26 protein-coding genes are annotated in these 23049 nt (G+C 63.6%); 5 read left to right on the top strand and 21 right to left on the bottom strand.

From position 1 onward, the window contains the following. Positions 1 to 94: 94 nt before the first annotated feature. Positions 95 to 538: a hypothetical protein gene (locus ACZ5WT_RS07920; RefSeq protein ID WP_464286826.1), complete on the bottom strand. Its 444-nt coding sequence runs from the start codon at positions 536 to 538 to the stop codon at positions 95 to 97. 283 nt (positions 539 to 821) lie between these two features. On the opposite strand from ACZ5WT_RS07920, the gene ACZ5WT_RS07925 reads away from it, so the two are divergent. Beyond that, positions 822 to 2255, top strand: a complete 1434-nt coding sequence (locus ACZ5WT_RS07925) for a glucose/sorbosone family PQQ-dependent dehydrogenase (RefSeq protein WP_464286827.1) — start codon at positions 822 to 824, stop codon at positions 2253 to 2255. 56 nt (positions 2256 to 2311) lie between these two features. Here the strand turns inward: ACZ5WT_RS07925 and ACZ5WT_RS07930 are convergent, their stop codons facing one another. From ACZ5WT_RS07930 to ACZ5WT_RS08025, 20 genes are all read right to left on the bottom strand, one after another. Further along, positions 2312 to 3511 (bottom strand): UxaA family hydrolase, encoded by a 1200-nt coding sequence (locus ACZ5WT_RS07930; protein ID WP_464286828.1) that lies wholly within the window; start codon positions 3509 to 3511, stop codon positions 2312 to 2314. Next, the gene (locus tag ACZ5WT_RS07935) at positions 3508 to 3816 is read right to left on the bottom strand and encodes a UxaA family hydrolase (RefSeq protein WP_464286829.1); all 309 of its coding nucleotides are present in this window, start codon (positions 3814 to 3816) and stop codon (positions 3508 to 3510) included. Before ACZ5WT_RS07935 ends, ACZ5WT_RS07930 begins: the two co-directional genes overlap by 4 nt. A gap of 9 nt (positions 3817 to 3825) precedes the next feature. Continuing rightward, on the bottom strand, positions 3826 to 4515 hold the full coding sequence (locus ACZ5WT_RS07940) for an RraA family protein (RefSeq protein WP_464286830.1): 690 nt from the start codon (positions 4513 to 4515) through the stop codon (positions 3826 to 3828). A gap of 22 nt (positions 4516 to 4537) precedes the next feature. Continuing rightward, on the bottom strand, positions 4538 to 5818 hold the full coding sequence (locus tag ACZ5WT_RS07945) for a TRAP transporter large permease (protein WP_464286831.1): 1281 nt from the start codon (positions 5816 to 5818) through the stop codon (positions 4538 to 4540). Further along, the gene (locus ACZ5WT_RS07950) at positions 5815 to 6300 is read right to left on the bottom strand and encodes a TRAP transporter small permease (RefSeq protein ID WP_464286832.1); all 486 of its coding nucleotides are present in this window, start codon (positions 6298 to 6300) and stop codon (positions 5815 to 5817) included. The genes ACZ5WT_RS07945 and ACZ5WT_RS07950 overlap by 4 nt, the downstream gene beginning before the upstream one ends. A gap of 87 nt (positions 6301 to 6387) precedes the next feature. Then, entirely contained in the window at positions 6388 to 7362 is a 975-nt protein-coding gene (locus tag ACZ5WT_RS07955; protein ID WP_464286833.1) for a C4-dicarboxylate TRAP transporter substrate-binding protein, read from the bottom strand. 40 nt (positions 7363 to 7402) lie between these two features. Beyond that, entirely contained in the window at positions 7403 to 8176 is a 774-nt protein-coding gene (locus tag ACZ5WT_RS07960; protein WP_464286834.1) for an SDR family NAD(P)-dependent oxidoreductase, read from the bottom strand. A gap of 10 nt (positions 8177 to 8186) precedes the next feature. Beyond that, positions 8187 to 9200, bottom strand: a complete 1014-nt coding sequence (locus ACZ5WT_RS07965; RefSeq protein ID WP_464286835.1) for a zinc-binding alcohol dehydrogenase family protein — start codon at positions 9198 to 9200, stop codon at positions 8187 to 8189. Next, a complete protein-coding gene (locus tag ACZ5WT_RS07970) occupies positions 9197 to 9910 on the bottom strand; it encodes a FadR/GntR family transcriptional regulator (protein WP_464286836.1) in 714 nt (237 codons plus the stop codon). The genes ACZ5WT_RS07965 and ACZ5WT_RS07970 overlap by 4 nt, the downstream gene beginning before the upstream one ends. 330 nt (positions 9911 to 10240) lie before the next feature. After that, entirely contained in the window at positions 10241 to 10999 is a 759-nt protein-coding gene (locus ACZ5WT_RS07975; RefSeq protein WP_464286837.1) for an SDR family NAD(P)-dependent oxidoreductase, read from the bottom strand. A 35-nt stretch (positions 11000 to 11034) separates the two neighbouring features. Beyond that, entirely contained in the window at positions 11035 to 11844 is an 810-nt protein-coding gene (locus ACZ5WT_RS07980; RefSeq protein ID WP_464286838.1) for an amidohydrolase family protein, read from the bottom strand. Positions 11845 to 11859: 15 nt separating this feature from the next. After that, positions 11860 to 13749, bottom strand: a complete 1890-nt coding sequence (locus tag ACZ5WT_RS07985) for a bifunctional sugar phosphate isomerase/epimerase/4-hydroxyphenylpyruvate dioxygenase family protein (RefSeq protein WP_464286839.1) — start codon at positions 13747 to 13749, stop codon at positions 11860 to 11862. Between the two features lie 3 nt (positions 13750 to 13752). Then, a complete protein-coding gene (locus ACZ5WT_RS07990) occupies positions 13753 to 14586 on the bottom strand; it encodes an SDR family NAD(P)-dependent oxidoreductase (RefSeq protein ID WP_464286840.1) in 834 nt (277 codons plus the stop codon). Between the two features lie 15 nt (positions 14587 to 14601). Next, positions 14602 to 15588, bottom strand: a complete 987-nt coding sequence (locus tag ACZ5WT_RS07995) for a C-terminal binding protein (protein ID WP_464286841.1) — start codon at positions 15586 to 15588, stop codon at positions 14602 to 14604. Positions 15589 to 15595: 7 nt separating this feature from the next. Beyond that, positions 15596 to 16456: an isocitrate lyase/PEP mutase family protein gene (locus tag ACZ5WT_RS08000; protein WP_464286842.1), complete on the bottom strand. Its 861-nt coding sequence runs from the start codon at positions 16454 to 16456 to the stop codon at positions 15596 to 15598. A gap of 78 nt (positions 16457 to 16534) precedes the next feature. Continuing rightward, entirely contained in the window at positions 16535 to 17218 is a 684-nt protein-coding gene (locus tag ACZ5WT_RS08005) for a GntR family transcriptional regulator (RefSeq protein ID WP_464286843.1), read from the bottom strand. After that, a complete protein-coding gene (locus ACZ5WT_RS08010) occupies positions 17215 to 18717 on the bottom strand; it encodes a tripartite tricarboxylate transporter permease (RefSeq protein WP_464286844.1) in 1503 nt (500 codons plus the stop codon). Before ACZ5WT_RS08010 ends, ACZ5WT_RS08005 begins: the two co-directional genes overlap by 4 nt. 9 nt (positions 18718 to 18726) lie before the next feature. Continuing rightward, a complete protein-coding gene (locus tag ACZ5WT_RS08015) occupies positions 18727 to 19185 on the bottom strand; it encodes a tripartite tricarboxylate transporter TctB family protein (protein WP_464286845.1) in 459 nt (152 codons plus the stop codon). 53 nt (positions 19186 to 19238) lie between these two features. Beyond that, positions 19239 to 20225: a tripartite tricarboxylate transporter substrate binding protein gene (locus tag ACZ5WT_RS08020; RefSeq protein ID WP_464286846.1), complete on the bottom strand. Its 987-nt coding sequence runs from the start codon at positions 20223 to 20225 to the stop codon at positions 19239 to 19241. Positions 20226 to 20481: 256 nt separating this feature from the next. Then, on the bottom strand, positions 20482 to 20799 hold the full coding sequence (locus tag ACZ5WT_RS08025) for an ArsR/SmtB family transcription factor (protein ID WP_464286847.1): 318 nt from the start codon (positions 20797 to 20799) through the stop codon (positions 20482 to 20484). 114 nt (positions 20800 to 20913) lie between these two features. Between ACZ5WT_RS08025 and ACZ5WT_RS08030 the strand changes: the two genes are divergently transcribed. The 4 genes from ACZ5WT_RS08030 to ACZ5WT_RS08045 are packed head-to-tail and all read left to right on the top strand — an operon-like array spanning position 20914 to position 23049. Next, a complete protein-coding gene (locus ACZ5WT_RS08030) occupies positions 20914 to 21342 on the top strand; it encodes a YeeE/YedE family protein (protein WP_464287169.1) in 429 nt (142 codons plus the stop codon). Next, on the top strand, positions 21342 to 21779 hold the full coding sequence (locus ACZ5WT_RS08035; RefSeq protein ID WP_464286848.1) for a DUF6691 family protein: 438 nt from the start codon (positions 21342 to 21344) through the stop codon (positions 21777 to 21779). The genes ACZ5WT_RS08030 and ACZ5WT_RS08035 overlap by 1 nt, the downstream gene beginning before the upstream one ends. Positions 21780 to 21799: 20 nt before the next feature. After that, entirely contained in the window at positions 21800 to 22702 is a 903-nt protein-coding gene (locus ACZ5WT_RS08040; protein WP_464286849.1) for an MBL fold metallo-hydrolase, read from the top strand. A 20-nt stretch (positions 22703 to 22722) separates the two neighbouring features. Then, positions 22723 to 23049: a protein tyrosine phosphatase family protein gene (locus tag ACZ5WT_RS08045; RefSeq protein WP_464286850.1), complete on the top strand. Its 327-nt coding sequence runs from the start codon at positions 22723 to 22725 to the stop codon at positions 23047 to 23049.

The following is a 23049-nucleotide window of genomic DNA, read 5'->3' on the forward strand; positions in this document are numbered from 1 at the left end:
ATGCTTCCAGTGGCGGAACGCAGCGTCGCGCCGTGCGGGCAAGCCGGTTCCGATTGATCTATCGATGGGATGGGGCAGCGCGGGCCGCCGGCAGTCAGGACTGCCGGGATCTTGGCGGGCGTTCGAGCTGGCCGGGGCGGTGACCCGCCGGGCTCGCAGCGGGCGCGGGCAGGAATACGATCGCACCAAAAGCCAATGGGCCATCGAGGCGGGCCGTGACCGGGGGCTGGGACTTGCCGGCACAGGCAAAGGCGCAGGCCGGATCGCCCATGCCAGTGCAGGGCGCGACGATGACGTCATGACCGCTAGACATGGACATGCAGGGAATGTGCTCGGTGCCCCCGGTCGTGGGTGTGGTCATGGGCGTAGCGCTGGCATTTGCGGTCAGCGAGACCAGCATCAACGCCACCGCTGCCAGCACTGTCAGGACCGAACGGATCATGGCGCCAAAATAGGCGGCGGGGCCGTCCCTGTCCATGCAGCCAATGCCGCAGCCGGACGCTGCGCGGTTACAATGGTGATACGCGGTATCGTTCATGAAACCTGAACAAAATACTCTCTGATCCAAATCGACGCGCTAACACGGTTCAATATTTTGCATTTCAACCGAGTATTGTTCGTCATTAGCGGACAATGCGTCCCGACATAAGGGGGACGTCGGCGGAGAAAACTTGTCCTACATGTTGATCACCCAAACGGGTTCGACAGGCGTGCATCCTCCTCCCTGGATGTGAACGCCAACCTGAATTGCGCCTGACCGAGCGGACCGTCCTGCAGTGTGCAGACTGTTCCCGGCCGGCGCAGCATACGGAGTATAGAAGTTGTCTCGTAAGTCCTATTTGAGTGCCAGCGTCGTTGCCCTCACCGCTGGCATGCTGTTGTCTGCCGGCAGCGCCTATGCCCAGCAGAGCCCCGCCGATGTCATCGAAGCGGAATTCCCGTTCGAAAAGTCGGTGCTCGTCAAAGGGCTGGAAGCCCCCCATGAAGTGCGCCTTGGCACGGATGGCCAGCTCTGGGTCACCGAGCGTATTGGCAAGCGCCTGATCCGGGTGAACCCCGAAACCGGCGCGATCAAGCCCGCTTTTGAATTCGCCATTCCCGACGTAATCGAAGGCGCGCAGTCCGGCGTGATGGGCTTTGCCTTCCACCCCGATTTCGGCAATGGCACCGACCAGATATTCGTCGTCCATACCTATGAAGACGCCGAGCGCACCGATCCGACCCGCCCGGATGCGAGCGATCCCTATCACCGCCTGTTCCAGAAGGTCGTCCGCCTCGATTGGGACGCCGCCACCGAGACCGTCACCGGCTCGACCGACGTGCTGACCGGCATCCCGGCCAATAACGACCACAATTCGGGCCGCATCGTTTTCGGCCAGGACGGCAAGCTCTACCTGACTGTGGGTGACCAGGGCCACAACCAGCTCGTCAACTTCACCCGCCCGATCGAATCCCAGCGCCTGCCGACCGCCGCCGAACTGGCTGCCGGTGACCACTTCGCCTATCAGGGCAAGGTGCTGCGCCTCAATGTCGATGGCTCGGTACCGTCCGACAACCCGACGCTTGAGGGTGTGCAGAGCCACGTCTTCACCTATGGCCACCGCAATGCCCAGGGCATCGCGATCGGTCCCGATGGCACGATCTATGCCAACGAGCACGGCCCCAGCAGTGACGACGAAATCAACGTGCTGGTTGCCGGCGGCAATTATGGCTGGCCCAATGTCTCGGGCCTGGTCGATGACAGCCACTATGCCTATGGCAACTGGTCGGCTGCCAGCGTCGATCCCTCGACCCTGACCTTCACCCAGCCCGAAGAAGGCTTCCCGGCTGAAGTGAGCGTCGAGAAGGAAAGCGACTGGGCGGGCGTTGCCGACATGAAGACCCCGCTGGCTACCCTGTTCACCGTGGCCGCCGAGGACACCATCAATTTCGGCTATTTCGAACGCCCCACCGTCGGCCCGTCGTCGATCGCCTATTATGAAGGTGACGCGGTTCCCGAGCTGAGCAATCGCCTGCTGTCGACGGCCATGAAGCATGGCGCGATCTATACGATCGATCCGACCGCGACGGGCGATGAGGCCAAGTTCACCAAGTACTATCTTGGCCAGAACCGCCTGCGTGACCTCGAAATCGCCGATGGCGGCAAGACGATCTACATCGCGACCGACTCCGCCGGTGGCGTGCTCAATGCTGCGGGTGAAGGGGTTTCCGAGCTCGAAAACCCGGGCGCCATCCTGGTCTACACGGCCAAGTAGGCGCACTGCCGTCGAAACGAGAAAGGGCATCGGGGTTTCCCCGATGCCCTTTTTTGTCAGTTGGGCAGGCAGGCGGGGCCGGCCGGTTCGAACGACTTGTAGGTCAGGATGAACTCGCGGTGCCCCAGAGCCTCGGACTTGGTCTGGGCGCCGGCGGCGACCGACTGGATCAGCTCGAAGATTTCGGCGCCGACCTCGTCGAGGCTAGCGGCGCCTTCCAGGATACGCCCGGCATCGACGTCCATGTCGTCTTCCATCCGGCGATAGGTATCCGGGTTGGCGCAGACCTTGATGACCGGCGAGATCGCCGAGCCGACGACCGAACCGCGGCCGGTGACGAAGAGCGTCATATGGCTGCCCGAGGCAATCAGTTCGACGATTTCGGCCGTGTCCGAGATGTTGGGGAAGCCGTAGCGGACTTCACCATCGGGCACGACGTCCATCAGATAGAGCCCGCCGCGCGGCGGCACGGTGCCTGGCTTGACGATGCCCGAGATCGGCGAGGAGCCGGACTTGGCATAGGCGCCCATCGACTTTTCCTCGATGGTGGAGAGTCCGCCATCGGCATTGCCGGGGGCGAAGCTGCCATAGCCGAGCGTAGCGTAATAGGTCGCGGCCTTGGCGACCGAAGCGCGCAGCTCGTCGCCCAGTTCGGGCGAGATGGCGCGGCTGGCCATGATCTCCTCGCAACCGATCAGTTCGCCGGTTTCCTCGAAGATGCAGGTGGCGCCGGCTGAAACCAGCGTGTCAAAGGCGCGGCCGACGGCCGGATTGCCGGTGAGCCCGCTTGTGCCGTCCGAGCCGCCGCAGACTGTGCCGATCACCAGCTCCTCGACCGCCATCGGCACGGTGGGTGCGTTGCGCAGCGCAGCAAGCTGCTCGGCAACCCATTCCTGCCCGGCCTTGATGGTCTTGAGCGAGCCGCCATTGTGCTGGATGGTCAGCGTATGCACCGGCCGGCCGCTCTTTGCGACGATGTCGGCCAGCGAGAACTTGTTGAAGCTCTCGCAGCCCAGCGACAGCAGCAGCACCGCCCCGATATTGGGGTGGGTGCACAGCTTTTCCATCATCTGCTGGGCATAGGCATTGGGGTAGCAGCCCGGAAAGCCGATCAGATGCACGTCCCCGTCCTGAGCTGAGGAGACGATCTGGCGGCCGACATGGTGGGCGCATTCGACCAGATAGGCGACCGCCACCACGTTGCGGATGCCCTTGCGTCCGTCCGCACGCGGATAGCCGCGCATTGCCGTGGTCATGGATTGGCCTCGCTGGTCGGTTTGGCGATCACGTGCGTGGCCGTGTAGTCGCTCTTGATATTGTGGATATGCACCGGCTCACCCACGCGGATCGCGTGGGTCGCCGAGCCGATCGGGGCGCCGTATTTCAGGATCTTGTCCCCGACCGAGATCGCCTGGCGGGCGATCTTGTGGCCGCGGTCGAGCAAGGTGGCGAGCACCACCTTGTCGTCCTCCACGATCACGGCCTCGCCGGCCGGGATCGGTTCGCGGGCCACCAGGATATTGTCCTGGGGCGATAGCAGCAGCAGGCGCGGATCAGTCATGACCGGACCTTACATCACGCCAAATGTGCTGAAGGCTTCGGTGGCGCTCATGCCGTTCTTGATGGCCTCGGCGACCTGGTTCTCGGTGCTCGTCTTCACCAGCGCCTTGGTTACTACCTCGTCGACGATCGCCGCCGGAATGATCAGCACGCCTTCGTCGTCGCCATAGACCAGGTCGCCCGGATTGATGGTGATGCCGCCGATTTCGATCGTGGTGCGATAGTCGATCACCTTGCCGCGCGGACCCTGGTCCTGGGCATAGACGCCCCGGCAGAAGGTGGGGAAGTCCAGCGCCTTGATCTCGCCGACGTCGCGCACATAGCCGTCAAGCACGGCGCCGCCGGCCTTGAGGTGGGTGGCACGGGTGGACATCAGCCCGCCCCAGATGGCGTAGTTCAGCGATGCGCCGGTGGCAATGTAGATCTCGCCTTCCTTGAGGTCGTCGAGCGCTTCGAGCATCAGGCCAAACGGCTTGTGTGCCAGCGGACCCGCCGAGCTGTCGAGGCCATGGCCGAACACGTCGGCTTCCAGCACCGGCATGGCACGGCCAGCGATGCGGGTGCCGGGGGTGAGCGGCGCAAGGCCGGCGGGCAGGAACTGCTTGCGGTAGCCCATCACGTCCAGGATGTCGCCAACCACGGCGGTGAACAGGTCCTCCTTGAGAACGCGGATGGTTTCAGCCTCAGTACGCTTCGTCATGGAAAAGTCTTTCGTCACTAAACTAGCCGCCGCTCGACAGGAGCAGCGAGATTTCAGGAATGTAGGTGATCAGGAAAAGGCCGATCAGCAGGGCCAGGTAGAGCCCGACGGACTGGCGGGTGAAATCGGCCACGTTGACCTTGGTGATATTGCACACCACCAGCATCACCGTGCCGATCGGCGGCGTGAGCGTGCCGATGGACAGGTTCACGATCAGGATGATGCCGAAATGCACGGGATCGATACCCATGGCCAGCACGGTCGGCATCAGCAGGGGCACAAGCACGATCATCAGCGCGGTGCCTTCGAGCAGGCAGCCCAGGCCAAGGAACAGCACGTTGAGCAGCAGCAGGAACAGATACTTGTTGTCGCTGATCGCAACGATGCTGGCGGCGAGGGACTGGCCGACCTGCTCGAGCGAGAACACCCAGGCCAGGGCCGAGCTCGCCATGATGACCAGCATCACCGACGCAGTCGACTTGGCAGTTTCGACCAGTGCGCTGCCGACATGGGACAGGCGCATTTCGCGGTAAACGATGAAGCCGATGAACACAACGAAGGCCACGGCAAAGGCGCCGGCCTCGGTGGGCGTGAAGATATTGGCGCGGATGCCGCCGATAACGGCAAAGACCAGCAGAACGGCAGGCCAGGCGGCAATCAGGGTCGAGCCGACTTCGCCGCGCTTGGGCCAGCTGGTGCGGGTCGGCTTGTAATCGCGGCGCACCGAGATGATGTAGACCGTGACCAGCAGCAGCAGCGCCAGCAGCAGGCCCGGCAGGATGCCGGCCATGAACATGCGACCCACCGAAACGTTGGCGAGCAGAGCATAGATGATCAGCGCAATGCCGGGCGGAATGATCGGGGTGATCAGCGAGCCGAAGGCCGTGACGGCCGCAGCAAAGCCGCGGTTATAGCCCTGCTTTTCCATCTCCGGCACCATCATGCGCGCGGTCATGGCAGCATCGGCCAGGTTGGAGGCGCTGAGGCCGCCCATCAGGGTGGAGAGCATCACGTTGGCCATGGCCATGCCGCCGCGGAAGCGCCCGACCAGCAGGTCGGCGACGCTGAGCATGCGGCTGGCAATGCCGGTATGGCCCATCAGGGTGCCCAGCAGGATGAAGAACGGGATCGCCAGCAGCGACACGTTCTGGGTCGGGGCAATCACGCGCTGGATGGCGATGGTGATCGGGACCTGGTTGAAGAACAGGAAGTAGACCAGAACGGCGACAAGGATGGAGATGTAGAGGCGCATGTTGAGCGCAATGAGCGCCAACATGACGAGAATTACGGTGGTCAGGGTCATTCAGCGTCGTCCTGGGAAGTGTCGACCTGGGAGAGGGCGCGGAAGCCCTTGATAACGTCGAGCAGCATGTAGATGGCGATACCCACCGCGCCGACGGGGATGGCGATATCGATCCAGAGCCAGGACATGCGCAGGATGGACGTGACCTTGAACTGCACCGAAAGCGCCAGCTGCAGGCCGATCCAGGCGACGTAGAGAATGACGCCGACCGAAGCCAGGCCGACAATCGCATTGACCAGCAGGCGCGCGCGCCGGGGCATGGCATCGGTGAGAAGGGAAATCGTCAGGTGCTGGCCATCGCGCTCGGCCGCGATACCGCCGATCATCACGATCCAGATCATCAGCAGGCCGCTGACTTCTTCGGACCAGTGCACGGGTTGGCCAACCGCGTAGCGCATGACCACGGCATAGTTGGCGATGCCAACCAGCACCAGCAGCGGTATGGCCGCCAGCCAGTTGATCGGCTTTTCAAGGAACTTCATTGTCGTCTCCGGAACAGCAATCGACCCGCCATGGCGCGCAGCTTGCAGGACAAGGGATGCGGCGGGCTGGTCGCCCGCCGCACGCGATTACTGAATTTCAGCCTGGATCTGCTCGTAGAGGCCGGGGGTCCATTCGGGGAATTCGGAATAGACCTTCATGGTCAGGTCCTTGAACGCAGCGGTGTCGACGTCGATGACTTCAACGCCTGCGGCCTTCATCTCTTCGACCATCTTGGCATCGAGCTCGGTGATGAGCTTCTGGCTGTAGAGACCGGCTTCGTAGGCGGTCTCCTGGATCAGGGCGGCATCTTCAGGCGCGAGGGTGGAGAAGTAGGCTTCGCCGCCGATGAACATGGCGGTGTTGGTCAGGTAGTTGATCATCGAGAGGTACTTGGCCTCTTCGTGGAACTTCTGGCCGTAGAGCACGGCAATCGGGTTTTCCACGCCGTCGATCACGCCCTGCGCCAGGGCGCCGAAGGTTTCGCCAAGCGGCAGCGGGGTCGCGGTTGCGCCCATCGCCTCGAGGATTTTGATCTGCATGATGTTGTTCGGCACGCGGATCTTCATGCCAGCCAGGTCTGCAGGGGTGCGGACGGGCTTGGTGGTGATCAGCTGACGCACGCCATAGAGCAGGTTCGGCATGACGATGCGGACGCCCTTGGCGCGAAGCGCTTCGTCCTTGGCCTTGAACCACTCGCCGTCATAGATGGCGAACAGCTTGGCCGGATCGTCGGTGAGGTAGGGCCCGAACAGCACGCCCAGGTCGGGCTCATAGTCGGCCAGGAAGCCGACGTCGCTGATCTGCACGACGTTGAGGCCAGCAATGGCCTGCTCGGTCACGTCGGCCTTGGAGCCCATCTGCGAGCTGGGATAGAGTTCGAGGGCGATACGGCCGCCGCTCTTCTCGGCGACCAGATCTTTCCAGTAGTTGGCGACGATATCGACTGGCTCGCCGGGGTTGTTTTCATAGGCGACGCGCAGCTTGACTTCCTGCGCAGCAACGCCGGTAACACCCAGGGCCAGGACGCAGAGCGCGACGCCGCCAACAAGTTTCTTCAACATGGTAGTCTTTTCCTCCAAAGCTTTCGGCAGGATGCCGAGGCTAAAATCCGATCACGCCCCCGCCGTCGACGACGAGGGTTTGTCCGGTTACGTAGGCTGCAGCGGGTGACGCCAGATAGGTGCAGGCCCAGCCTATGTCTTCCGGCCGACCCAGACTGTTGGTCTGGATGCGGCCGAGAATTTTTGCCTTGCGCGCCGGATCGGCGGCGGTGGCGGCGCGGAACAGATCGGTATCGATCCAGCCCGGCGCGACGGCGTTGACGCGAATGCCGCGTCCGGCGAACTCGGCCGAAAGGCCGCGCACGACGCCGGTAATGGCGGTTTTGGATGCCGTGTAGCCAAGCACCAGCGGCTGGCCGATGAACGAGGTCATCGAGGCGGTGAAAATCACCGAGCCGGAACCGCGCTCCAGCTGCGGGCCAAGCACCGCGCGGGTCAGCTCAAGCGCGCCGCGCACATGCACGTCGAACACCTGGTCGAAGTCGGCGATGGTCGATTGCTCAAATGGCTTCTTGACCGTGTTGCCGGCATTGTTGACCAGGATGTCGATGGCGCCCTGGCGCTCGAGGATTCCGGCGGCCGCGGCGGCAACGCCATCCACGTCAGCCAGATCGAGCGTTTCCGCGGCGGCTTCGCCGCCCAGTTCGGCCACGGCGGCGTCGAGCACGTCACGGCGGCGGCCGGCCAGGATGACCCTTGCACCGGCGCTGGCCATGCAGCGTGCGATGGCGAGGCCAAGCCCGGATCCGCCACCAGTGACCAAAGCGGTTTTGCCTGCCAGACCAAAGGCCTGGGCCCAATCAGCGTGCGACATGTCGGAGGTCCTAGAGTTCGATCATGATCTTGAGCGCGTCAGGATGGCTGGCCCAGTAGGGCAGGGCCTGATCGGCTTCGGCAAAGGGGAAGGTGCGGGTGACCAGGCCATCGGCAGCCTCGCCCAGCGTTTCGAGGTAAGCGATCACCGCCTCGAAATCGGCCATGGTCGCATTGCGCGAACCCATGATGTCGAGTTCCTTGAGGTTGAAGAACCGGGTCTCGTAGGTGACCGGGGCCTTCGAATAACCGACATAGACGACCCGTCCGGCAAAGCCGGCAAAGTCGATGGCCTGGGTGAAGGTGATGGGCAGGCCAACGGCTTCGACCACTACGTCGGCGCCGTCGCCATTGGTCAGCGCCTCGATACGGGCGGCAGCGTCTTCATTGGTGGCGTCAATGGCATGGGCCGCGCCGAAACGGGTCGCGTAGGCGGCCTTGTCGGCATTGACGTCGATGGCGATGACCCGTGCGCCGCGCGCGGCGGCGGCCACGATGGCGCCCATGCCGATCATGCCGCAACCGATCACCACGACGGTATCGCCGGACGCGACCTGGCCGCGGGCCACGGCGTGGAAGCCCACCGACAGCGGCTCGACCAGCGCCAGATGGCGAGGAGCCAGCGTGTCATTGGCGATCACCTTGCCATGGGGCAGCACGATCGACTCGGCGAGGCCGCCATCCTGCTGCACGCCGAGCGTCTTGTTGTAGCGGCACGCATTGGTGCGGCCCTTGCGGCAGGACGAGCAGGTGCCGCAGCTCGTATAGGGCAATACGACGACGCGCTGGCCAACCTGGCAATCGGCCGGAACATCAGCTCCGACCGCAGCGATTTCGCCGCCGATCTCATGGCCGGGAATGCGCGGCAGGCTCACCAGCGGGTTGAGACCGCGGAAGGTGTTGAGATCGCTGCCGCACAGGCCGACATGGCGCACGCGCACCAGCACCTCGCCCGGTCCGGGCGTGCTTGCGGCCACATCATGCAGGGCAGAGCGCCCCTCGGCTTCGATCATCAAGGCTTTCATTGCGGGCTGGGCTCCGTTGCGATGGGCAAGGCGATGTCGCGCGACATCGTCTCCTCCAGCACGCCCTCGCTGTAGCGATAGTGGCCGGTGCTGGCGGCGATCAGGTCGGGAAGGCTGCGGCGGCGCAGCGCATCGACGATTTCGAGGTGGTTGTCGGCGGAAGCGATATCGTGGCGCGGCACGTGCTTGCCGATTTCCATGTAGAACACGATGCTCTGGGCCAGCACGCGGTAGAGCTTGCGGATCACCGCATTGCCCGATGCCTCGATCATCAGATTGTGGAAGGCATAGTCGGCCTCGGCGGCCTGGCGGGCGGTGAGCGCGCGGCTCATGGTGCGCACCAGCGTTTCCAGCTTGTCGATATCGTCGTCGGAAATGTTCTGGACGACCGCCGGCAGCACGCCGAGCTCGACGAAGCGTCGGAATTCCAGCAGGTCCTTGCAGGTGTTCAGGCTGCGGTCGAAATACTGCGCGAAGACGTTGAACGCCACGGCGATATCGGGCGTGCAGACCCGCGGACCGCGCTGGGTCTTTTCCACATAGCCGTAGGCCTCAAGAACGATCAGCGCTTCGCGCACGGTATTGCGCCCGACGCCAAAGCGCTCGGCATAGGTCCGCTCGTTGGGCAGGTAATCCCCCGGTGCATGCTGCGTCTGAATCTCAGTCTTGAGTATCTCCAGAATACTCTGGACTGCCGAAACTCGAACCATCCCTCACTCCCCAGTGGTCCAACAATGGGACCATCAAAGTGGTATGGAAGGCTCGGAAAGCTGTCAATGGGGATTCGTCCGGCTTGTTTTCGCGCCTCAACCAGGGGCGGAGCGGGCCGCAAAACGCACGAAAAGGCTGGCGGAACCGAGGGTTGCCGCCAGCCTGAAGAGCGATTGAGAACGGGTCAGCGATGCCCACGATCGGGCCGGCACACCGTGACGATTCGAATTTTGGGGAGAGTCTGAGTCGCGGCCGCTAGGGACCGGAGCGCCCGGCGCGGGTGGCCCGTGGGGGAAAGGACCAGCCTCGTCGAGACTGGTCCTGATGCGTTACGGCAGGTACATGCCGCCGTTGATATGCAGGTTCTGGCCGGTCATGTAGCCGCTGGCGGCGTCCGAGGCGAGGAACAGGACGGGGCCAACGCAGTCTTCGGGCTGGCCGAGGCGGCCGAGGGGGATCGAGGCCTGCATGGCCTTCATCCGCTCGGGCGGCGTTGCGGCATGGAAGGCCGTTTCGACGACGCCGGGCGAGATGGCATTGACGCGGATATTGAGGCGGGCCAGGTCGCGCGCCATGTGGCGGGTGAGGTTGTGCACGTAGGCCTTGGCGCTTGCGTAATGGCCCGAGCCGCTGCCGCCGCCGTCAATGCCGGCCACCGAGCCCACATTGATGATCGAGCCGCCGCCGCGCTTTTCCATATGCGGTACGGCGGCCTGGGAGGCGGCGATCACCGGACGCGCGTTGAGGTCGAGCGCTTCGTCATAGAGCGCGTCATCGAGCTCCATGAAGGGCATGCGGCGGATCATGGCGCCGGCATTGTTGAAGAGAATGTCGAGGCCGCCCAGCTTTTCGACAGCCGCATTGACCACCTGGGCCGGAACGCCGCGCTGGGTGATGTCACCCTGCACCAGATACGCCGTGCCGCCCCTGGCGATGATCGCATCGGCCACGGCCCGGGCCGCTGCTTCGCCGCGATTGTAATGCAAGGCGACATGGGCGCCCTGCGCCGCAAGGGCCGCAGCGACCGCCGCGCCAATTCCGCCGCTGGCGCCGGTGACAAGCGCGAGCTTGCCGTCAAAGTTCATCATGGTCAGTCCTCCTAAAATAGCTTTGGGCGCCGGGCTCAGAAGCCGAACAGGCGCGCGGGGTTGTCGGCCAGAATTGCTTTGCGCTGGGCGGCGTCGGGCGCGGCCGCAGCGAGCCAGTCAAGGCCATGCCGGGCGCCGGGGGTGGGCGATACGTTGAGATGCGGCCAGTTGCTCGACCAGATGCAGCGATCGGGCGCACGATCGATCAGGCGCCGGGCAAGATAGGGCGGTTCGGCGCATTCCGCGGTGGAATTGGGGGCGGTCAGTGACACCCAGACATTGTCGCGCTCGACAAGGCCGAGCAGCGCAGTGATTTCGGGGCCATCGAGATCGAGCGTGGCGGGGAAGGTGGTGGGATAGATGTCCATCAGCACCTTGACTGGCAGCGATGCCAGCAGATCGGCATGGTCGAGGATCTGGCGGCCGTCCATCTGCACCTTGAAGTGCCAGCCCAGTTCCGCCACCCGCTTGGCAACCGGGAGCATGTCGTCCCAGCCCAGCACGCCGGCAAACATCATGAACCGCACGCCGCGGGCACCGCGCCGGTGCATGTCGGCGAGTGCGCCCGCGTCGAGATCGGCGGGGATGACGACCGTGCCGCGCCCGGAACCGTTGAGGGCATCGAGGCTGGCGAGCAGCAGGCCATTGTCAAAGCCATAGCCGCTGGCCTGGGAGATCATGACGCGTTCAAGGCCAAGCTCGGCCTGGACGGCGCGGTAGCCGGCGAGTGGGGCGTGCGGCAGCGTGCCGGTGAAGCCGGGGCGCGGGGCCCAGCCGGGTTCGAAGATGTGGATGGCGCTGTCGCAGGCGCCGGGGGGCAGGGCGTAGTGGGCGGGAGCAGGCATGGGGCGATCTCGGGGTTAGCGTCTCGGCAGGTCGGCGCGCCGGATGAACTGGTGCTGGGCGGCGATGCGGAAAATGGCGTTAGGCGCGCCATAGCCCTGATAGCGATGGCGCTCGACTATCTCGAAGAAGAAGGCGCCGCCGATCAGCGGGCTATAGAGCTGGAGGTAGCTGCCCTTGTCGTCCTCGTCGTAGAGGATCTGGTATTGGCGCAGCGCGGCCACGAAGTCGGGGGTGAGCCCGAACCGGGCTTCCACGTCGTCATAGTAGTTGGGCGAGATGGTGAGTGGAGCAAAGCCGTTGCGCGCCATGGCCGCAGCGGTGGCGAAGATATCGTCGGTGCTGAATGCCAGGTGCTGGATGCCGGCGCCAAAGCTCTCGGAGACGAAATAGCCGGCCAGCGTCGAACGGTTCTCGGCGCCGTTCATGGTGATGCGCAGGCTGCGTGCGTCGTTCTCGATGACCTGACTGCGCACCAGCCCGGCAGGGTCGATGATGTCGACGGGCGGGGTTTTGTGCGCCTCAAGGATGGAGGTGTAGAACAGCTGCCACGCGGCCAACTCGTCATAGGGCATGGACTGGGCGACGTGGTCGATGCCGACGAGCCCGGCCGAATTAGCGTCGGGAACGGGCGCGACCGGCAGGAATTCGCGCTGCCAGAGATCGGACTGCTCGCCCTTGCCATCAACGAAATAGACAAGGCCCCCACCGACTCCGCGCACGGCGGGCAGACTGATATTGCCTTCTCCCGCCGGCTGCAGGAAGGGCTGGGCGCCCATCACCTGGGCCCGCTCGACGGCGGCCTCAGCGCTATCAACCTTGAGGCCCAGCGCATAGGCCGACAGGCCCCGGCTGAGAAAGGTCGAGTGGGCCAGGCCCGCCCGGTCGGTATTGACCACGATGTTGATGCCGCCCTGGCTGTAATGGGCGACCTGCTTGCTGCGATGCTGGCCGGAATGCTGGAATCCCATGGCTGCGAGCAGGGTCGTGAGCTGGGCCGCGGCGGCTTCGTCGGCGGTGAACTCGACGAACTCGACCTTTTCGACCGCAACCGGCGGCGGCATGGCGGGGATGCGCATGGCCGAGGCTGGTTCAGCGCGCTTGACCACGTCCATCAGGTTCATCAGCGAGCGCTGGCCATCCACGGCGACGGTCTTGTTGTTGGCGGCGCGGAACTGATCGTTGAAGATCTCAAGCGAGATCACCCCGTCATAGCCGGTGGCGGCTATGGCACGCATGAAATCGACCACCGGCAGGTCGCCCTCGCCGGGCATGTTGCGGTAGTGGCGGCTCCAGTAGAGCAGGTCCATATCATATTTGGGCGCGTCGGCCAGCTGCACGATGAAGATCTTGTCGGCCGGAATGGAGCGGATCGAATTGACGTCGATGCCGCGCGAGAGCGTGTGAAAGCTGTCGAGGATGAGGCCGATGTTGGGGTGGTTGGCGCGGCGCACCACCTCCCAGGCGTCGCGGTGATCGTTGATGTGACGGCCCCAGGCCAGGGCCTCGTAGCCGACCCGCAGTTTGCGCCGGGCCGCGCGCTCGCCCAGCTCGGCAAAGTCGGCTGCGATGCGGTCGATGCCCCCCAGCGCGACCGGGGAGGTGCTGGAGCAGACCAGCATGAGTTCGGCACCGAGTTCCTCCATCACGTCGAACTTGCGTTCGGCACGATCGAGAGCGCGGCTGCGATAGGGCTCGGGCATCCCCTCGAAATCGCGGAAGGGTTGGAACAGGGTCAGTTCGAGCCCGGCATCGCGCACCATCTGGCCGACTTCGCGCGGCGAGGCGTTGAACACCAGGAAGTCGTTCTCGAAGATCTCGACGCCATCAAATCCGGCGCGTGCAATGGCATCGAGCTTGGTCGCCAGATCGCCGCTGATCGAGACGGTCGCGATTGAGGTTCTCATCGATCAGACCTGCGGACCGGATGCGGAGAAGGGGACGATCGGGCCGACGTCCTCGCCGGGATTGCCGTTGATCGAGTAGCCGCCATCGACTGCCCAGTCGGCGCCGGTGATGAAACCCGAACCCGGTTCGGCGAGGAAGCGGATGACCCGGGCAATCTCGCTGGCTTCGGCCCAGCGGCCGACTGCGGAGCGACCGGCAAACATGGCATAGTCGAGGGTGCCGAGACGGATTTTCTCACGCAGCACATCGGTCAGCACATAGCCGGGCGACACCGAATTGACGGTAATGCCGCTGCGGGCATTCTCCATGGCCAAGCCCCGCGTTAGGCCCGCAATGGCGGCTTTGGCGGTGGAATAGGCGGTGCGCCGCGCCAGTCCGACATGGGCGATGACCGAGGAGAGGTTGATGATCCGCCCGAAGCCCTGTTCGCGCATGTCGGGAATGCAGGCGGCCGAGACGATGGCAGGGCCGCTGACATGGACCGACAGCATGCGATCGAAATCGCTTTGTGGCAGGGTGTGATGGTCGGCGGACACCCGCTGCATGATGCCGGCATTGTTGACCAGGACGGTGATCTTGCCCACGGCCGCCACGGCCTTATCGCGGGCGGCGATGACCGATGCCTCGCTGGTCACGTCCATGGCGACACCTATGGCGCATACGCCATAGGTGGTGGTGATATGCTCCACGAGAGCATCGGGGCTCGACAGGTCAGCCAGCACGACGTCGGCACCATGTGCCGCCATCTCTTCGGCCGTTGCCCGTCCAATACCGCCGGATGCGCCGGTAATGAGCGCAATCTGTCCGCACAGAGAGCCGTGTGCTGGTTGGGTCACCTGTCTGTGCTCCGCTTACTTCAGATCGCTGATGCTGGCGCGGACAGCGGGATTGGCGAGATAGGTGGGAAAGCGCCCCTGCAGCACGTCGACCACGTTCTGGGCGGTCTTGGTGCGGATCTCGAGCTCGGAATCCTCAGAATACCAGGCCGCGTGCGAGGTCATGATGACATTGTCCATGCCCTTGAACGGATGGTCCCCGCGCACCGGCTCCTGCTCGAACACGTCGAGGCCGGCGCCAGCAATCTTGCCGGCCTGGAGCGCTGCGATCATCGCCTGCTCATCGATCACCGGACCGCGCGCGGTATTGATGACGATGGTCGAGGGCTTCATCAGGTCGAAGTGGCGGGTGGTCAGCAGGTGCTGTGTCTCGGGAAGCAGCGGTACGTGCACCGACACGTAGTCGGAGCGGGCGCACAGCGTATCGAGGTCCACCAGTTCAACGCCCATCTCGCGGGCCTTGTCCTTGTTGGCATAGGGGTCGAAGGCGATGATGGTGACGCCGAAGCCGGCCATCTTGGCGGCAACGCGCTGGGCGATGTTACCGAAGCTGATGAGACCGAGCGTGCGTCCGCGCACGCGATAAAGCGGCTTGACCAGCGTATAGTCCCAGACGCCTTTCTTGACGGCGTCGTTGAACTTGGTGACGCCACGCGCCAGCGAAAGCAGCAGCGCGATGGCGTGGTCGGACACTTCCTCGAGCGAGCCATCGGGCACGTTGCCGATGCAGATGCCGCGCGCCGTGGCAGCGGCCACGTCGATGGTGTTGAGGCCGATGCCGTAGCGCGAGATGACGCGGCACTTGTCGAGCGAGGCAATCACGCGCGGGGTCAGCTGGGCATACTGGTTGAGCAGGCCGTCAGCGTCGGCGCAGGCGGCGATCAGCTCGTCCTCGGTCTTGGCCTGGTGCGGGGTCAGGGTGAAACCGGCCCGGGCCATGACCTCGATCTCGGGGGCGAGATCGGGGAATTCGCTGTCGGTAACAACAATCTTGAAGGTCATGGAAACATCAGGCTCCGAAACGGTCGTCGAGGGACTTGTGGAAGTCGAGGCCCACGATGTCGCTGAACTCGGCATAGCTGTGCTGGGGGCCGGCCTTGGCGGGGGTGCCATCGGCCTTGAGCGTGTTGAGGGCCTGGGCGACCGCATGGGTGGCGGTGAAGAGGGCCGTGACGGCGTAGAACACCACCGAGAAGCCCATTTCCTGCAGGTCCGCTGCGGTGAGTGCCGTGGTCTCGTTGCCGTCGACTATGGAGACGACCTTGGGGCCTTTGACCGCCTTGGCGACGGCTTCGACTTCGGCGATCTTTTTGATGCCATCGACGAAGACCAGATCGACACCGGCGTCCTGATACATGTGGGCGCGGCGGATCGCTTCTTCGGCGCCGACTGCGGGCATCGCGTCGGTGCGGCCGATGATCACCAGATCATCATTGCCGCGCGCTTCGATGGCGGCCTTGAGGCGCAGTACGTTCTCGTCGGCATCCATCAGCTTGACGCCGGCCATCTGACCGCAACGCTTGGGGGCGACCTGATCTTCGAGATGGATCGCAGCAACGCCGGCCTGGATATATTCGCGCACCGTGCGGTGGATATTGGACGGGCCGCCATAGCCGGTATCGGCGTCGGCAATGATCGGGGTGTCGACGGCGCGCACCATGTTGCGGGCGTGCTCGGTCATTTCCGTCTGCGACAGCAGGCCGATATCGGGCATGCCCAGACGGCTGGCGGTGGCGCCGAAACCGGTCATGTAGATCGCGTCGAACCCGGCCCGCTCGACAAGTCGGGCAGTGATGGAATCGGGGGCGCCGGGGGCCATCACGATCTGCGGCCGGGCCAGCAGGCTTTTCAGCTTTTGTGCTTGGTTCATCGTAGAATCCTTGGGGTATAGGCGTGACAAAGGGAGCGCGCGTCAGTCGCACGCTGTCATGTTGTTGAAATTACTAGATTATTTGTGCTGAGCGGTTTTGGCGGTTTCCAAGGCGTTCACATAAATTGCACTGGTTCGATCCACGTGCAGATCCATCACCTCGCGGAAGCCCTTCACATCGCCCTGTTCGACCAGATCGATGAACTGGTGATGCTCGGCAAAGGAAATCTCGCGCAGGGATTCTATCGGGCGGGTCAGGTGGTGGCGCAGCGCCGCGATCTGACCCGACACCAGGGCATAGGCATCGGCGATGAAGGGGTTGCCCGACAGATCGACGAAGGCCTGGTGGAACGTGGTGTCCAACTTGCCATACTGGATCGCGTCATGGTTCTCGCGCGCCCTGCTCATGCCCTCGATGGTGCTGCGCAGGCTGGCAACCAGCCTGGCCTTGTTGCGCTGGATGGCCAGTTCCATGGCGTTGACCTCGGTCAGCTTGCGGAACTCGCACATCAGCACAACGTCTTCGACCGTCGGGATGAAGACGAAGCTGCCGCGCTTGGGCTGGACGGTAACCAAGCCCTGCATCTGCAGGAGCACGAGGGCATCGCGGACGGGGGTGCGGCTGACGCCGAAACTCTCCGCCAGCTTTTCCTCGGCAATGCTCTCGCCCAGGCCAATCTCGCCGTCGATAATGGCGCTGCGCAAGCGCACGGCAACCATTTCGGCGAGTGAGCGCGGCTGCTCGATCTTCATGTCCTTCATACTGCGGCCTCCCTGCGGCGAGCCTTCTTGTATAGCTTGAAGAGCACGGGTGTGAACCACAGAGCCAAAGTCAAAACACCCAGAACGGCAGCGATCGGACGTTCAAAGAACGGCATCAGCGAGTTGTCGCCCTTGATCAGCGAAGTAATCAGGTTCCGCTCTACCAGCGTGCCCATGACCAGCCCGAGGACCGCAGGAGCAACGGGTATGTCGTTTTCTTCCATCAGATAGGCCAGCACGCCCACGACCAGCATGACGATGATCGAGGTGACCGACAGGTCGATGGCGAAGGAACCGACAATGGCGAAGCCCAGGATCAGCGGCGCAAGCGCGGTCTTGGAGATCTTGAGCACCGGCGCGGCCAGGATGATCGCGAGGATGCCGAGGGGCACCATCATCAGGTTGGCCAGCATGAAGACCATGAAGATGGCATTCACTTCGACGGCATTGTTGATGAACACCATCGGGCCGGGATTGAGCCCTTTGACATAGAGCACGCCGATGACGATGGCGGTGATGGAGTCGCCGGGAATGCCGAAGACCATGGCCGGAACATAGGCGCCGCTGAGCGCCGAATTGTTGGCCGCGCCCGAGTCGACAAGACCTTCTTCGTAGCCGGTGCCGAACTTCTCGGGGTTCTTGGAGAACTTCTTGGAGATCGCATAGGTGATCCAGGAAGCAATATCCGACCCGGCACCCGGCAGGATGCCGATAATGGTGCCGAGCACCGAGCCGCGGGCCAGGTTGGCCTTGAACTTCCAGAGCGTCTTGCCCATGCCCTGGAACAGTTCCGATACCTTGCTGATCGACTTGGCCTGTTCGGTGCTGTCGCGGTGGACCAGCGCCCGGATGACCTCGGGGATGGCAAAGAAGCCGATCAGCGCCGGCACGAAGGAGATGCCGCTGAGCAGGGATTCCTGGCCATAGGTGAAGCGCGGGTAGCCCGAGCTGCCGTCGAGGCCGACCGAGGCGATCAGCAGGCCAACGCAGAGCGCCATGACGCTTTTGACGATGGAGCCTGTGCCCAGCATGATGGCGGCGCTCAGCCCGAGCATGGCCAGCCAGAAATATTCGAACGAGGTGAAATTGAGCGAGACTTCGGCCAGCTGGGGCGCTGCGATCATCAGCACCAGCGTGCCGAACACACCGCCGATGGCCGACGTGATGACGCAAAGGCCCAGGCCCATGCCGGCCTTGCCCTTTTGGGACAGTTTGTAGAGGTCATCGACATAGGCGGCGGATGCCGCCGTGCCGGGGATGCGGATCAGCGCGGTCGGAATGTCGGAGGCGAAAATCGCCATGGCCGACATGGTGACGATGGCGCCGATAGCCGGCACGGGATCCATATAGAAGGTAACGGGCACCAGCATGGCGGTCGCCATGGTTGCTGACAGTCCGGGGACGGCGCCGATGAACAGGCCGAACAGCGCGCAGACCAGCATGACCGTCAGGTTGAACGGGTCGAAAACCAGCGGCAGGGCGTTGATGATATTTTCCATGCCGCGCTCCTAGAACAATGGGCCAGTGGGAAGCGGGACCAGCAGCAGCTTGGCCATGGCGTAATAGACGAGTCCGACAAAGCCGAGCGAGACCGCGATCCACAGCAGCGAGCGGTAACCCTGCACCCAGTACATGGCGAGCAGCAGCGCGGCAGCGCCAATGATGAAACCGATCTGCTCGAAGAAGATCGCCAGCAGCAGCGAGCCGAACACGGCGATGGCTGCCGCAACGGCGCGATCGGTGTGGTGCCAGCCTTCGTTGAACTGAACGAGGCGCCCGACACCGACCTTGATGCCCTTGCCGCTGATGATCAGTCCGCCGATGACGAAAATGCCGCCGAAAACCATCGGGAACGTACCGGGTCCGATGGCCTGCCCGGGCATGCCCGGAAAACTCGCTGCCTGCCAGACGGTGGCAATGCCCAGCGCGATGAAAACCAGGCCCAGAAGGCCATCATGAATACGCATCGTATTCCTCCCGCATTGAAAACGGAGGCCGCCAGTGGCGGCCTCCGCCGTGCTTATTTCGCCAGGCCAACGGCCTTGAGGGTAATACCCATCTGTGCGTCGGACTGGGCCATGAAGGCCTCGAAGTCCGCGCCGGCGGTCCAGCGCATGTCATAGCCGCGGGCGGCCATGAAATCGGTGTATTCAGACTGCTGCAGCACCTTGCCGATAGCGGTCTGGAGCTTTTCGGCGATTGCCGCATCGACGCCAGCCGGGGCAACAATGCCGCGCCAGGAGCCCAGGGCGAAATCAACGCCGGTTTCTTCGGCAAAGGTCGGCAGTTCAGGCGCATCGACGCTGCGCTCGGTGCCGAAGATGGCGATCGGCTTGATGCGGCCGGCATCCATCAGGGCCTGACCTTCAGGCAGCGATGCGGTGACGAAATGCACGCCGCCGGCAGCCAGATCCTGCAGGCCGGGCGCGGCGCCTTCCGACGGCACCCAGGCCACGCGGGTGACGGGGATTTCGAGTGCGTTGAGCATGCCGGCAACGGCCAGGTGGTTCACGCCGCCCTGTGCCGAACCAGAGGCCTTGAGCTCACGATCCGAGCTGGACTTGATGGCGTCGACCAGTGCGTTGGTATCGGCATAGGGGCCGTCGACGCGCACGAAGATTGCGGCCGGGTCGGCATTGTAGAGGCCGATCGGGGTGAAGTTCTGATAGGTGATCTCGGTGAGACCCTGGTAGTGCATGCCGCCGATTTCGAGCGTTGCAATGCCGAGTGTGTAGCCGTCGGCCTTGGCATTGGCGATGGCCGAGTGGCCAACCACGCCCGAACCGCCCGTGCGGTTTTCGACCGGAACGGGAACGCCCAGTTCCTTTTCCAGCAGGGTAGCGATGATGCGCGCGGTCGCGTCGGTGCCGCCACCAGCGCCCCACGGCACGATCATGGTCACGGGCTTATTGGGGAAATCCTGCGCCATGACGGCAAAGGACGGCGACAAAATAGCGGTGGCTGCAAGCGCCGCGACAAAAGCGCGACGCGTTGTGAACAAGGACATCAGATCCCTCCCAAGAATGACACTGCAGCGGCCGTCCATTCTTTTGGAGGACTCTATCTGCATGTAACATACTGTATACATCAGATCGGAATGTCAATGCAGCCATGCGCCCGGCGCATCGCTACGACGGGTTCATGGCGCTAAGTGTTTGAAGGAGCGAGTGTTTCGTCAGGCGCAGAAATTGCGCTCGATAGGCGCATTGCCCCGCGCGCCCGCGGTTGCCCCGAGAGACGAGTCGCTACAGCGAGGTGCCGGTCTATGGGTTTTCGGGGGCGGCCTGCGGGCGGCAGTAGATGTCGTAGAGGGTCGTCAGCACGCGCGTAACGGCATCAGACGCCAGCCGGTAATGAACGGATTGGCCGTCCCGGCGCGTCTTGACCAGCCCCAGCGCGCGCAGCTTGGCGAGATGCTGGGACAGGGGGGACTGGTCGAGCGCCACCAGCCCGGCGAGCTCATTCACCGTGCATTCGCGGTCAAGCAGATTGCACAGGATCAGCAGGCGCTTGGGATTGGCCATGGCCGTCAGCAGCTGGCTGGCTTCTTCAGCGCGCGGTTCGAGTTCGGTGATGTCCATCACGGGTGGTTCATTCAGTAGCATGTTGACATATTAGAATATTCGAATATGTATGGCAACGAAATTCGGCGGGCTCGCTGCTGGAACGACGCTTAGGATCATAGACTGACCATGATGACAAGTTTTACGCCCCTCGAGGCGATCTTTGGCGGAGCGTTGATCGGCCTTGCCGCCGTGGCGCTGATGGCGCTGCACGGACGCATTGCCGGAATGACCGGCATCGTCAGCGGGCTGCTGAGCTTTGAGCGCGGCGAATGGGGCTGGCGCGCAGCCTTCCTGCTTGGCGCGGTGTTGGCGCCCGGCCTGATCTTCCTGATCAGCGGCCAGCCTGTCCCCTTTGCCAGCGACGTGCCGAGCTGGGCGATCCTGGTCAGCGGCCTGCTCGTTGGCATCGGCGTCACCTATGGCGGCGGCTGCACCAGCGGGCACGGCGTCTGCGGCATCGCCCGGCTTTCGGTCCGCTCGATCGTGGCGACCGTGACCTTCATGGCTGCAACCTTCGTCACCGTCTTTGTCATTCGTCACGTGCTGGGGGGCTTCTGATGCGCCGTATTGTTTCCGCGGGCCTGATCGGGCTGGTTTTTGGCGCCGGCATTGCCATCTCGGGCATGGGCAACCCTGCCAAGGTCCTCAACTTCTTTGACCTGTTCGGCAACTGGGACCCCAGCCTGCTGCTGGTCATGGCATCGGCCCTGACGGTCACCTTCATTGGCTACCGCTTCGTGCTGCGCCGGCCGGCTCCTCGTTTTGATACAAAATTCCACCTGCCGACGCGTCGTGATATTGATCTGCCGCTGGTCGGAGGCTCCGCCCTGTTTGGGCTGGGTTGGGGGATTGCCGGATTTTGCCCTGGTGGCGCCATTCCCGCACTGGGTCTGGGCGAAGTGGGCCCGGTCATGTTCGTGCTGGCCATGATGGGCGGTATCGTGGTGGCCAGGGCCATCCAGGCCGCCAGCGCGCGCCGTGCCGTCACTGTCTGATGCTTGAGAAAGGAACTCTCATGTCGAGCTTTCCCGCCATTCCCTTCGCAACCGACCTGTCGGTGCATCCCGAGGTGGTTGCCTTCTTCGACGAGGCGACCAACACCATCAGCTATATCGTCAAGGACCCCAATTCGAGCGCCTGCGCGGTGATCGATTCCGTGATGGACTTTGACTATGCCTCCGGCCGCATCGCCTATGAGGGCGCCGACAAGATCATCGCCCATATCCGCGCCAATGGCTGGACGCTGGAATGGCTGATCGAAACCCATGTCCATGCCGATCACCTGTCGGCAGCGCCCTATATCCAGACCAAGCTTGGTGGCAAGCTGGGCATTGGTGACCAGATCACCGTGGTGCAGGACACGTTCGGCAAGATCTTCAATGAGGGCACCGAATTCGAGCGCAATGGCTCCCAGTTCGATCGCCTGTTTGCCGATGGTGACAGCTACCAGATCGGCACCATGGCGGTGCATACCCTTTTCACGCCCGGCCACACGCCGGCTGACATGGTGCATGTCGTGGGCGACGCCGCCTTTGTCGGCGATACGCTGTTCATGCCCGATGGCGGCTCGGCCCGTGCCGACTTCCCGGGCGGCGACGCGCGTACGCTCTACCGCTCGATCCAGCGGCTTCTGCAGCTGCCGGACGCTATGCGGCTGTTCATGTGCCACGACTACGGTCCGAATGGCCGCGATATCCGCTGGGAGACCACGGTTTCAGAGCAACGTGATCACAATATCCATGTTGGCAGTGGCACGGACGAAGATAGTTTTGTAGCCATGCGCGAAGCGCGCGATGCCACTCTCGCGATGCCCAAGCTCATCATTCCCTCGCTGCAGGTGAATATGCGCGCGGGCCAACTCCCCCCCAAGGACGAAGACGGCAAAACCTTCCTGAAGGTGCCGGTCAACGGCCTTTGAACGACGCAGGACTTAGACCAATGAATATCCGCAAGATCGACGACCGTTTCGCCATCGCTGGCCAGGTGCAGACCGACGAGGTCAAGAAACTGGCAGAAGACGGCTTCCGGGCCATCATCTGCGCACGGCCGGACAATGAAGACCCCGACCAGCCCAGCTTCGAAGCGATCGCCACCATTGCCCAGCGCTTTGGCATGAAGGCCTTCCACATTCCGGTGACTGGCCAGCTGAGCGAAGGCCAGATCATCCAGATGGAGCAGGCCCTCGCCAACACCGATGGCCCCATCATCGGCTATTGCCGCTCCGGCGGCCGCGCCGGCAGCCTCTATCAAGCTCTCGCCAAGTAA

Source organism: Devosia sp. T2-14, assembly GCF_055397495.1.